Annotated in this window: 10 protein-coding genes; 6 read left to right on the top strand and 4 right to left on the bottom strand. The window is 41.4% G+C overall.

All coding sequences use genetic code 11. The features are described 5' to 3' along the window. The first annotated feature begins 539 nt into the window (after window positions 1-539). From BMY50_RS10570 to BMY50_RS10555, 4 genes are read left to right on the top strand one after another with little or no spacing between them, the layout of a single operon-like run. Window positions 540-860 carry an ArsR/SmtB family transcription factor gene (locus tag BMY50_RS10570; protein ID WP_093323329.1) on the top strand — a complete coding sequence of 107 codons (321 nt, stop codon included), beginning with the start codon at window positions 540-542 and terminating at the stop codon, window positions 858-860. After that, window positions 857-1,837, top strand: coding sequence for an SRPBCC domain-containing protein (locus BMY50_RS10565; protein ID WP_093323327.1), 981 nt, complete (start codon window positions 857-859; stop codon window positions 1,835-1,837). Before BMY50_RS10570 ends, BMY50_RS10565 begins: the two co-directional genes overlap by 4 nt. Before the next feature lie 12 nt (window positions 1,838-1,849). Continuing rightward, window positions 1,850-1,990: a hypothetical protein gene (locus BMY50_RS10560; protein WP_202907788.1), complete on the top strand. Its 141-nt coding sequence runs from the start codon at window positions 1,850-1,852 to the stop codon at window positions 1,988-1,990. 18 nt (window positions 1,991-2,008) lie between these two features. Next, the gene (locus tag BMY50_RS10555; RefSeq protein ID WP_093323324.1) at window positions 2,009-2,512 is read left to right on the top strand and encodes an SRPBCC family protein; all 504 of its coding nucleotides are present in this window, start codon (window positions 2,009-2,011) and stop codon (window positions 2,510-2,512) included. 248 nt (window positions 2,513-2,760) lie between these two features. Here the strand turns inward: BMY50_RS10555 and BMY50_RS10550 are convergent, their stop codons facing one another. The 4 genes from BMY50_RS10550 to BMY50_RS10535 form a co-directional block, all read right to left on the bottom strand. Continuing rightward, the gene (locus tag BMY50_RS10550; protein WP_093323322.1) at window positions 2,761-3,906 is read right to left on the bottom strand and encodes an efflux RND transporter periplasmic adaptor subunit; all 1,146 of its coding nucleotides are present in this window, start codon (window positions 3,904-3,906) and stop codon (window positions 2,761-2,763) included. A 9-nt stretch (window positions 3,907-3,915) separates the two neighbouring features. After that, on the bottom strand, window positions 3,916-8,283 hold the full coding sequence (locus tag BMY50_RS10545) for a CusA/CzcA family heavy metal efflux RND transporter (protein WP_093323320.1): 4,368 nt from the start codon (window positions 8,281-8,283) through the stop codon (window positions 3,916-3,918). Window positions 8,284-8,382: 99 nt separating this feature from the next. Continuing rightward, complete coding sequence (locus tag BMY50_RS10540; protein WP_202907787.1) at window positions 8,383-8,661, bottom strand: hypothetical protein; 279 nt, start codon at window positions 8,659-8,661, stop codon at window positions 8,383-8,385. Between the two features lie 686 nt (window positions 8,662-9,347). Next, on the bottom strand, window positions 9,348-11,216 hold the full coding sequence (locus tag BMY50_RS10535) for an FG-GAP-like repeat-containing protein (RefSeq protein ID WP_093323314.1): 1,869 nt from the start codon (window positions 11,214-11,216) through the stop codon (window positions 9,348-9,350). 465 nt (window positions 11,217-11,681) lie between these two features. Between BMY50_RS10535 and BMY50_RS10530 the strand changes: the two genes are divergently transcribed. Further along, window positions 11,682-12,083: an HYC_CC_PP family protein gene (locus BMY50_RS10530; RefSeq protein ID WP_139202245.1), complete on the top strand. Its 402-nt coding sequence runs from the start codon at window positions 11,682-11,684 to the stop codon at window positions 12,081-12,083. A 99-nt stretch (window positions 12,084-12,182) separates the two neighbouring features. Next, window positions 12,183-12,572 carry a heavy-metal-associated domain-containing protein gene (locus BMY50_RS10525; protein ID WP_093323308.1) on the top strand — a complete coding sequence of 130 codons (390 nt, stop codon included), beginning with the start codon at window positions 12,183-12,185 and terminating at the stop codon, window positions 12,570-12,572.

Raw genomic sequence — 12,572 nt, 5'->3', positions numbered from 1 at the left:
ATAATTATCAGAATTTTCCTTTTTATTGACAATTCATTATACAAATGATAAAGAATCAATTTTGAAGAGTTTTTGAATTATCTTTTCATTATAGGCTTTTCCCAAAGAGACTTATTTATTCTTGATTAAGTTTAGCATTTCTTTTGCTATTCTTGAAAAATCATCATTGAAATGATGGTGTCTGTCTTTTGTGGTAAGATGCCTGTGCTATCAATCATAAAAATAGATTTTATATGTCAGATCTGTTTTTCTTCCAACGTTTAGCACTAATAAAGGTAATACAAAAGCTAAAATATAAGCTTAAGTATTTACTATTGGCCATCACAGCTATGACGACTCTTTCTTGTGTAGGAAGAATCAATACGATGCTTCCGGCATTTTGAGGCCATTGAACCATAGTACCAGTAGAGGCGATTAGACGCGTCACCGCACTGCATCTGAACATTATACAAACTAAAAAAGTCAAATAAAATTTGCGAAACCGAAAAGTTGCACATATATTTGCAACCGATCGGTTTCATAAATTAAAGAACAAAAGAATGAGAAGGGATATTTTCCAGGCCATAGCCGACCCGACAAGAAGGGCAATCATTACGTTAATTGCAATACAGGCCATGACACCCAATGCCATTGCTGAGCATTTCGACACAACTCGACAGTCGGTTTCCAAACATCTGCGCATCCTGACTGAATGCGAACTCATAAAACAGGAACAAAGAGGCAGGGAAATCTATTACCAGCTTGAGATTGATAAAATGAAAGAAATAGACAAATGGCTGGAACAGTTTAGAAAAATCTGGGAGGACCGCTTTGATAACCTTGATAAGCTATTGGCAACAATTAAAAACAAGAAAAAATGAATAGCAACTTAAAATTTGATTTTACGGTAAACAAAGAAAATAACACTGTAAACATAAAGCGTGAATTTGCCGCAGCCCTTGAGTTGGTCTGGGAAGCGTGGATAAACCCCGAAATTCTTGACCAATGGTGGGCACCGAAGCCATATAAAACCAAAACAAAGTCTATGGATTTTCGGGAGGGAGGAACGTGGTTGTATTGTATGGTTAGTCCGAAAGACGAAATACATTGGTGTAAGGCCGACTATAAAAAAATAGAACATCAAAAAAGCTATTCATATACCGATAATTTTTGTGATGAACACGGAAACGTAAGCGAAAAATTTCCTAATTCATTTTGGACAAATGTATTTAGCGAGAACGCAGAAATAACAAGTGTAAACATTACTATTCAATACGAAAGTTTGGAAGCACTTGAAAAAGTAATTGAAGTTGGCTTCAAAGAAGGCTTTACAATGGCTATGCAAAATCTTGACCAATACATTGAAGCAAAATTCAAACTACGTAAACAAAACAAGACAAGCAATAAAGCGAGAGTTTGCACCTACTTGAATTTTGACGGAAAAACAGAGGAAGCCTTTTTGTTTTACAAATCAGTTTTCGCAACAGAATTTGTAGGAAAGGGCATTGAACGTTTTGGCGACATTCCAGCTGAAGCAGGTCACCCGCCTGTTGCAGATGAAATAAAGAAAATGGTATTGCACGTTGAGTTGCCGATAACCGGGAATTACATTTTAATGGGAACAGACGCACCCAAAGAAATGGGCTTTACGCTTGCGAGAGGGAACAATATGCACATCTGCATAGAACCCGAAACAAGAGAAGAAGCCGACAGATTGTTTACTGAACTTTCGGCCGGAGGCAATGTCACAATGCCAATGGCAGATATGTTTTTCGGTGCTTACTTCGGAGAATTTTCAGACAAATACGGAATTAATTGGATGATAAACTTTCAAAACGAAAAAAACTTGAACAATTAAAGAATGGAAGTCATGAACAGTACTCTTTTATTTGATTTTTCCGTAAACAAGGAAAACAAGACCATTCACATAAAGCGTGAATTTGATGCCAGCCTTGAATTGGTTTGGCTGGCTTCTCCTCATATCTTAATAACTTGGACGAATTATTACTAACCCTAAAAAACAACTAAAATGAATAGCAATTTATTATTTGACTTCACTGTCAACAAGGAAAACAAAACCATTAACATAAAGCGTGAATTTGATACCAGTCTTGAATTGGTTTGGCAAGCGTGGACAACCCCCGAATTACTTGACCAATGGTGGGGACCGCAACCCTGGAGAGCCGAAACCAAGACAATGGATTTTCGGGAAGGTGGCTTTTGGCTCTACGCAATGGTAAGCCCTGAAGGCGAAAAGCACTATAGCAGAACCAATTTCATTTCTATTGTAAAAGAAAAATCATTTGCCTCAAAAGGTGGATTCAGTGATAAAAACGGCACGATAAATCCTGCGCTTCCCCAAAATTTGTGGGAGAACAACTTTATACCGGAAGGTGATAAAGTCCTAGTGGATATGTTACTGACCTACGATACGTTTGCCGACCTCGAAAAGGAGATTGAGATGGGCTTTAAAGAAGGGATGACCATAGATTTTCAGCAATTGGACCAATTGCTATCAACCTTTAAGAAATAAAAACTTATTTTATGGCAAGCTGAAATGAACGGTGTATTATAGATTAATAGAAATTTGGGTCAGCCAAGTTTTGGATTCGTCAGCAATCATCCTATGATCTTGACATTGCAAAAAAGGTGTTTGCCAAAAATCCGCCTAAAATTAAGCATTTTGACTTTGCTTAATTTTAGGCTTAATTAATTCTACTATTTAAACAGCTACCGTTATACCGGCTAATAGCGGTCTAACTTCTAATTGGATTAGGTGTTCTATCCCTCTTCCTCGGTATTTTTTATCTTCATCAGTAAGGTATAGGCATTTTTGATAACTAGTTTTGTTGCCGTATCGATCCCTTTTCCTTCAATCTGCTGCTTTCCATGGCTGAGTACACCAGGCTTTACTTCTGTCATTTCAAACTTTCCGTTTCCGTTATCCGAAAAAACATAATACTTGTTCTCCCAGCGTACAACCGCATCTTCCGGTACAGTCAATGCCTGCACATTATTCACGGATATCTCACCGTTCATAAACATACCGGGAACCAGGGAAGCGTCATATTTTTTAAAGTGACAATGGATCTGAGCCATCCGATCCTGATCGATTGTTCTATTGATTAAAATGATTTCCCCTTCAAACCGTTTATCAGGTTCATTATTGCTATAAGCTATAACCTTTTGCCCAATAGAAATCTTACCAAGATCCTTTTCGAATACATTAAGTGCTAGATGGATGTCTGTTGGATCAACTAATTCAAATAACATATCTGTTGGAGCGGTATATTTTCCCACATTTACGTTTACCTTTGATATAAACCCATTAATAGGGGAAACAACACGCACCGCCTTCGATATGTTTGCAGCATCAAGATGTGCCGGATTTATACCAATTAGCTGCAACTTTTGGGCCAGTGCATTCATCAGTATTTGTTGGGTCTCCATTTCTGCCTTTGCCTGCTGAAATACCTTATCGCTGCTGGCCTTGCTTGCATTCAGTTCGCGCTGGCGATCAAACTCTGTTTGGGCTAATGTAAATTTTGCTTTTGCAGTTAAATAATCTTGCTGCAGCTGTACGAACTGCATGTCTTCCAATACCGCTAATACTTGTCCTTTTTTTACCCTCATGCCGGGCAACATGTCCGTCGATTTAAGGTAGCCTCCTAAAGGGAAACTTAAGCTTACCGTATTTTGGGGCGGTACATCGATGCTCCCCTGAAGGGTCAATGTGCCGCTTATGGATTCAAGTTGTGCGCTGCCGGTTTCTATACCGACGTTTTTTAGCTGCTGAGGACTGAACGACACCATCTGCGGTGTCTGTACAGGATCAGTTTTTTCAGTATCAGTTGTTTTTGCCGTTTCTTTGCCGCCGCATGATGCTAGGAATACAAACCCGATGCAGCTGAATATGAATAGTTTCATTTAAGTATTTTATTGATTGTTTAATTTTTGTAATTGGATGACCGCCTGATTGTAACTGCTCATTACATTGATATGCTCATTCCTTATCGTTATCGCCTGATCTACCAGAATAACCCATTGCAGGTAATCGATTTCTCCTTCTTGGAATTGTTGGTCTGCGGTACGGATGATCACTTCCGCATTTTTGAGTCCCTGAGATTCGTAATATGCGAGACTTTCCCCAAATTTTGACACCTGACTAACGGCGTTCATGCGTTCGGTTTGGATCTGCGTCTGTAGGTAATCAGCCTGCTTCGAACGGCTCTGCCACTCCAACTTGGCTGCCGCGGCCCGCGAAGATTGGGCGCGGAAGAACAGTGGCACGCTGATCCCAGCACTTAGATAGCTGAACCGATTTTTACCTTCATAATACACCTCCCGGCCGTTTACCTGCTGCGAGCCGATCAAACTTTGATTGTTATATCCGATCATAAATTCTGGTAACATCTTGGACTTTTCCGTTCTCCATTGGTAATGGGCAGCTTCTTGCTGCTGGTGGGCAAGCTCAATTGCTGGTAGTGTTCCTCGCGAGTTTGCTGTATCCACAAAGGATGCAGGCCCTGCGATTTTTGGCGCTGTTGTTTGTGGTATATACTGGAAGGTATCTTGCAGCAGGACGTTAAACTGTTTTAGTGCGATATCCATATCCTTATTAAGCAGGTTAAGCTGATTGGTGATCTGCTGCCGATGCGATTCCGCTGCCGTTTTTTCCAGAATGTTGGCCGCCCCAGTTTCAAATCGCTTGTTGGATTTACTTTCAAACAGTCTGTAAATACTATCGGCATACAGTAATAATTTTTTCCGTTCGGTTAGCGACACATATTCATAGAACATTTGGCGTACACCGAATCGAAGGTCCTGTTCGGTCAGCCGCGTCTGCGCCTGTGAAGCCAGGAAGTTTGCTTTCAACGCTTTGCTCTGGTTGGTATAGACGGTAGGAAAGCTGAAGGTCTGGCTTACGCCGAATCGGGTATCGTTGCTTGCACTGTTTACCTTTCCATAGTCTGCGCTGAACTGTGTCTTCGCTAGGTCAAAGCCGCTATGCTGCAACTGTTCATTGGCCTGTTCATTCAGCCGGGTACCCTGTACCTGTTGATTGTTCTTTAAAGCGATCGTGATTGCGCTGTTCAGGTTAATGGGCTTTTCAGGTGTTTGCGCAAAACCTACAGTAGCAGTAAACAACATAAGCACTGTTATGGCTGTATTTTTATTGATTTTTATTTTCTTTTTGCCATCAAATAAAAGGTAAAGTGCGGGTAATACAAACAAGGTAAGCAGGGTAGCCGTTATTAAGCCCCCAATTACCACCGTGGCCAGTGGTCGTTGCACTTCTGCTCCAGCACCGTTACTGAGTGCCATTGGTAAGAAACCCAGGGAGGCCACTGCGGCTGTCATAAGTACGGGGCGGAGGCGGTTCCTAGTACCCGTCATCACCAATTGCAAGGGATCATTTATTAACCCTTCCTTTTTGATCCGGTTGAATTCTGAAATAAGTACGATGCCGTTCAGTACAGCAACACCGAAGAGGGCAATGAAGCCCACCCCCGCAGAGATGCTGAAGGGCATACCTCTTAAGGCTAGTGCGAACACACCACCTATGGCCGAAAGCGGGATGGCCGTATAGATCAGCGCTCCTTCGCGGACCGATGAAAAAGCAAAATACAGCATTACAAAAATAAGCAGTAGGGCTACCGGAACAGCAATACTCAACCGTCCTTTTGCCTGCTGCAGGTTTTCAAAGGTACCGCCATAGGTAATCGTATAACCCGGCTCAAACTTTATTTTTGCATTTACTTTTTGCTGCAGTTCTTCGACAATAGATTGCACATCCCTTCCTCTAACATTAAATCCCACAATGATCCTCCGACGGGTGTTTTCTCGCTGTATTTGGTTGGGACCTTCTATTTCCCGAATATCAGCTACTTGATACAAAGGAATCTGAACACCACCGGGAGTGGATATAGGAAGATTCTGGACATCATTTATGTTTTTTCTACCCTCATTGCCCACTCTTACTACTAGGTCAAAACTTTTCTCTCCTTCATAAATCTTGCCGGCTGCAGCTCCTGCAAAGGCAGCGTTGATGGTACGGTTCACATCATCGATGTTCAGGCCGTATTTGGCAATTTCACTCCGGTTGAAATCAATCACAATTTGCGGCATCCCTGTTACCTTTTCGACATACCAATCAGCAGTACCCTCAACAGTTTTAGCAATGTCCCCCAGTTGCTCGGCATAAGCTGCTAATTTATCTAGATCCTCTCCGAAAATCTTACAAACAACATCCTGTTTTGCCCCTGTCATCAGTTCGTTGAAGCGCATCTGGACGGGATACTGAAATCCGGTTGTTACCCCTGGCATAACCTCCTGGGCAGTTGTCGCCATCTTGCCCGCAAGTTCCGGAAATGTTTTTGCGCTGGTCCATTCCGATTTATCTTTGAGAACAATAATCATATCGCCACCTTCTATCGGCATGGGGTCTGTAGGTATTTCCGCACTTCCTATCCGGGAAACGATCTTTTCCACTTCAGGATAATTGGATTGCAGCGTTCCGGAAATACGGTCTATAGCATTTATAGTAGTGGTTAAGTTGGTACCCACCAGTAAACGGGTTTCGACAGCAAAGTCGCCTTCTTCCAATTGAGGGATAAATTCACCTCCCATGCGCGTAAACATAAAAATAGCTACCCCGAACAATAGAAAAGCGATCAGTACTAAAGATTTTCGGATACGCAGTGCCTTTTCTAGGGCTTTATGATAAGCATTTTCAATCCTGGTCATAATACGATCAGAAATATTAGGCTTATGTGAGATTTTTTTATTGATAAACATAGCACTGATCATCGGCACATAGGTCAGAGAAAGAATAAAAGCACCAAGTATGGCGAATGCCACTGTCTGAGCCATTGGTTTAAACATCTTGCCCTCAATACCCGTTAGCGAGAGTATTGGCAGGTAAACGATGAGGATAATGATTTGTCCGAATACGGCAGCGTTCATCATCCGCGAAGCAGAACCGGCCACTTCCATGTCCATTTCTTTTTGGGAAATACGATCAACAGTAACATATTTTTTTGAAAAATGCATATGATGCAGAATCGCTTCCACGATAATCACTGCCCCGTCCACAATAAGCCCGAAGTCGAGCGCACCCAAACTCATTAAGTTACCGCTAACACCAAAGGTGTTCATCATGGTAATAGCAAAGAGCATGGACAGTGGAATAACCGAGGCTACAATCAAGCCTGCTCTGAAATTACCCAGAAATAGTACCAGTACCAACACAACGATCAGAGCCCCTTCAAGCAGGTTATGCTCTACGGTGCCGATGGCATTGTTCACCATTTTCGTACGGTCCAAGAACGGTTCGATTTCCAATCCTTCAGGCAAGGTTTTCTGGATTTCATTGATGCGTTGTTTTACGTTCTTTATTACATCTGAGGAATTGCCCCCTTTTAGCATCATCACGATACCACCTGCAAGTTCACCTTTTCCGGCCATAGTGAGTGCACCGTAGCGTATGGCAGCACCTAAACGTACTTCGGCCACATGGCTGATCAGCACAGGAGAACCGTCAAGGTTATTTTTTATCACAATCTGATTAATGTCGGGAATGGAACCGGCAAGGCCAACACTTCTGATATACAGTACAGAAGGTCCTTTTTCGATATAGGCGCCTCCGGTATTCTGGTTGTTTCTGCTGAGCGCAGTGAAAATATCACTGATCGTCAAGTTCAACGCTTTCAAGCGGGAGGGATTTACGGCGACTTCATACTGCTTTAGTTCGCCACCGAATGTAGCGACGTCGGCCACACCGGGTGTTCCCAGGAGCTGCCTGCGTACCATCCAATCTTGCGTAGTACGAAGATCTGCAAGCGAGTATTTGTCTTCGAATCCTTTCTTCGGTTTTAATACATATTGATAGATCTCTCCCAGGCCGGTAGTGACAGGTGCGAGTGTAGGTGTATTAGCATTTTCGTTAATTTCCACCTGCGAAAGCCTTTCAGTAACCTGTTGCCGGGCCCAGTATACATCGGTGCCATCTTCAAAGACAATGGTTATTAGTGACAGACCAAAACGCGACATGCTCCTGCTTTCCTGAATTCCCGGAACATTGCTGATGGCCTGCTCTATGGGGAATGTTATTAAACGTTCTACATCTTCTGCTCCAAGCGAAGGAGCGGTTGTTATAACTTGCACCTGGTTATTGGTGATATCGGGGACGGCATCTATCGGCAATTGGGTCACTTCATAGGTGCCATAGACAACCCATAGCAGCATGAATATCCCGATCGCCAGTTTGTTCCTAACGGAAAACTGAATGATCTTATTAAGCATAATAATCTAAGAAATAAATACATAAAAATTGAAGCTACCAGTGCTGACATGGCACCTAGCTAATTAGGATCATGAAGACCCCAAATCAAAAAAAAGTATTTAAGCTCTTGGAGGACGAAAAAGTGATCCCAGGGCGGGATTGAAATAAACTTGCGCTTTATCGGGACCGAAATTGGATCTTATGGGCCAAGAATGATTTTTGGATGCAAATATTTTATTTGCAGGAACAAAAAGAAAGCTGGGGGTATGGATATCATATTTTTTGAATGGCAGCTGCATGTCCTTTTCATCATCATCGTCATTCAGATCTTCTCCCCAATAATGCATTGAAAGGTAATCAACAAACCCAACTTCGGGGTTAAGGGCTTTATGTTCCATAAAATGCCCATAAAGCTTGGGAATCTTTATCAATTGGTAGAGCGAAGTAGTTTCACTGACCAACAGTATGAGCATTATATAGAGAAAAAGCCTTTTCACGCGACAAAATTAAGATGACAATCTCATTTATGCAATAAAAAAGTGGACTTTAATGTAATCTTTACGTTTAAACAATTTGATGTTCTTTCATGTTTACCATGCTGGATATCCCGTGTTATTTGCTTACTTTGTATGCAAACGGTGGCTTTCTTCAATGGCGTTATTATCGTTAGCCGTTATACTTTGTCTGTAAAATGGGATAGGTTTGCTGAAAAAAGATCAGTTGAAAACTTATTGAAAAACCGAAAAATAGACCAATAAGTACGCATTTTTTTCCTAGTACTAAAGAAGGGCTAAGGTAGTGCTTAGGCAGGCTCAAGGTAGGGTGGCCTATTTTGATTAAAAATACCGAAAAATAGACTAGAAAAGTTTGTGTAAAGGTAATTCGAAGATCATTTGCTGGATAGACTACAAAGGGAAGAACGGTGTATCCGTTTGTACGCTAAAATAGATCGCTATTTGTGTTATCAGTACCTATATTTGTTTGTAGCGTAGAAGCTTATAAATAGAAGAATTATCGAGTAAGTAAAAAGCCCGTAGATTGTATACAGGCTTTTTAAAATTAGATTCAGAAGGAGACAACCTTATTAATTGGCAAAGTAATTCCTCAGTTCGCCATTGTTTTCGGCGTAATTCCAGCGGACCTGGTCTGCTTTTCCATCTCCTGTGATGTCTGCATAATAAAAATTAGTGTTGGCGCTTTGCGATGTACCTCTTAGCGAATATATTGGACCATCAAAGGTATTGCTTGTGGTTGAATAATAGGCCTTGATTTTGCCTAGGTAAAGATCTGGCCGCCAATAGATTTTATCGGCCCTGCCGTCGCCATTGATATCGGCAAAATAAAAGGTGGTCGATGCCGAGACACTGGTTGCCCCCGAATTGCTGAATGCGGTTGATGCGGTAAAGGTGCCGTCACCATCGGAGAGGTAGACCATTGTTTTTCCGGTGTTTAACGTTGGATGCCACAATATTTTATCCACCTTACCGTCACCGTTCACATCAGCATAATAGAAGGTGGTGCCGGGGGTGGTACTAGCTCCCTCCGCACCGTTAACCACGGTGCCACTGAAGTTACCGCCTGAAGTTGCTAGATATACTCTTGTCTTTCCAGCATCAAAGGTTGAGTTCCAATAAATTTTATCAGCCTTGCCGTCGCCGTTCACATCGGCAAAATGGTATACGGTAGTTGTCCCTGCACTGGTTCCTTCAGGATTATCCACTACCGTCGAACTGAAATTGCCACCCGTTGTAGCCAGGTAGACACGGGTATGACCGGCGTTTAATGTTGGGTTCCATAAAATCTCATCGGCTTTACCATCGCCGTTCACGTCCGCAAAATGATAACGGGTGGTGGTTAGCGTAGACGCTCCTGCAGCATGCACGATAGCAGAAGAGGCAAAGGTGCCATCCCCATTAGACAGGAATACCTGTGGCCTACCACTGTCATAAGTGGGGTTCCAGTATATTTTATCTTTTTTCCCGTCTCCATTTATATCGGCGAAATAAAAGCTTGTACCGGCGCTACCACTTTTACCATTGCCATCATTATGCGGACCGCTAAATATACTGGGGACGTAAGTTGCCATGATTGGCCAATGGTCCGAAGGCCAGTAACCGTTATAGCTCGTGGTGATGACGCTGGAAGACGTAAAGGCCATGCTTCTGTCGCTCATAATCCAATCTATTTTTGAATTCCCGGTAGCATCCCAACCGTGAAAAGTATAATCGCCTGTGTTATCTCCCAGGGCATCTACCACATCCAGTTCGTTTTTGAGACTTGACATCTCGGTTGTTCCTGGTTTTGCATTAAAGTCGCCAAATACAATCACTGGTAACTTGTCGGTATTCTGCTGTTTTACCATTTCTACCAGCGCATTTGAATTTTCGATTCTTTTTGGTTGCGAATCAAACTGCCAGTGACTATTGCTGATAAAGTATCTATTGGAGGTGATTTTATCTTGTAGCACCACCCAAGTGGCTGTGTTGGTTGTGCCCGCAGCTCCCAATCTTACCGTACCACTTCTTTGAAGCGTAAAACGGGTGTTTTTATAGAAAATCGTCTTAGGTGAGCCCGTAATGCCTATGTCGTAATATTCGCCGTAGCCCAGCGCGGACATCTGTTCCCTAAACCAAGTTTCAAAGAAATTGTCAGAAAATTCTTGTAACCCAAATACATCTGGGTCATTGTCTACAATGATCTGGCGAATACTGCCTTTGCGTTGCTCGAGGCTTTGTGGGTCGGCATCATTATGATGCCTGACATTAAAAGACAAAACTTTAAAAGGATTTCCACTGGCCAGTAATGCTACGTTAGACGCTTGCAGGGCGGAAGCTTTAGCTGAATCATTAGGAGGGTTCATTTCTGCCTGTTTACAGGCGGTGAAGCATAATGCTACAGCAAAGACCAAAGCTGTTCTTTTCAGGCCATTCCGACTAAAAATTGGTTTTTTCATTTTGTTGTTATTTAGGTAATATTTATTGTTGGAAACCTGGTTTGTGTTATGATGTATTGCTGTTACCCTTGTCTTAACCTGAAATGCTTACATCAACCCTATCAATAAAAAAATATAAATAAATTATTTTAAAGCAATAATATCATTTTTTTAATAAAATTAAATATTATTTAATTGATAAATAAATGTTATGAAATGTTTTACTAATGCCTTGTATTTGTGGGTCTATGCCATTATAAGTTCCTTATCTATACCAATGCGTAATGAAATAGATTGACCCTTTGAACTTAAGGTAGCTTCTGAATTCTTAGAAACTTCTGTACTAGGACTTATTTAGAGAAGGGAAATGGCAAAGCTTTTTTATTATGACAAAACACTGGTAAGGTTTACTGGAATAAAATTATATAAAACAAAAACGGAATTGTATAATTTTTTATAGTGAATCTTTATTTCTTTTGCATAGCAGTGAAGAAGTTATTACTTATCATATTGACCTTCTTTTATCTCGGTGTTTCTACCGGATTTACCATGCATTTGCACTATTGTATGGAACGGTTTGTAGAAACTAACCTCTGGCATGGAAAAGAAGAAGTATGTGGTAAGTGCGGCATGAAGAAAGAAGCCGGGAAGAAAAAAGATTGTTGCAAAGACGAGCATAAGCAGGTTAAATTGGATAAACTACATAAGGGCTCCGAAATCGCCTTTCTCGAATTCCAGAAGATAAGTATAATCCTGCCAACAATTTTATATCCTGTATTGGATTATCAGGTTCTCTCAACAATAACAGATGAGAGCCCTTTAAATAATTCTCCTCCACATGGGGATTCAAATCCACTGTATCTAAAAAACCGCGTTTTCCGCATTTAATACCTTCTTGTCTATACTCCGACCTGATCAGGTTCGGACAATAAGGCATTTCCAATGCCACAATCATCATATTCACTTTAACATTTAATTTATTTTATCATGAAATCTATCAGATTTATGTTAGTAGCTATAATGGCTATCATTGGTACCGCTGTGTACGGTCAGGAAAAAACAACTTCATTTAAAGTTTATGGAAACTGCGAAATGTGTAAAAAGCGTATCGAAAAAGCAGCAAACATTGAAGGTGTAAGTAAAGCGACCTGGGATGTGGACTCAAAGATGATGACCGTCGCCTTCGATTCGGGGAAAGTTAACGATAAGGATATTCAAAAAAGGATTGCTCAGATTGGACATGACACGCAGAACTTTTCTGCAAAAGATGTTACCTATAATAAATTGCCCGAATGTTGTCAGTATGACCGAAAAATAGCTGCAAATACTGAAAACGAGGAACACCAGGAACAAGATTCTCATCAACACAAACATTAA

This window comes from Olivibacter domesticus, from assembly GCF_900109575.1.
Lineage (GTDB): Bacteria > Bacteroidota > Bacteroidia > Sphingobacteriales > Sphingobacteriaceae > Olivibacter > Olivibacter domesticus.
The sequence above is the reverse complement of the archived record's forward strand: the minus strand, read 5'-3'. Positions and strand labels throughout refer to the sequence as shown.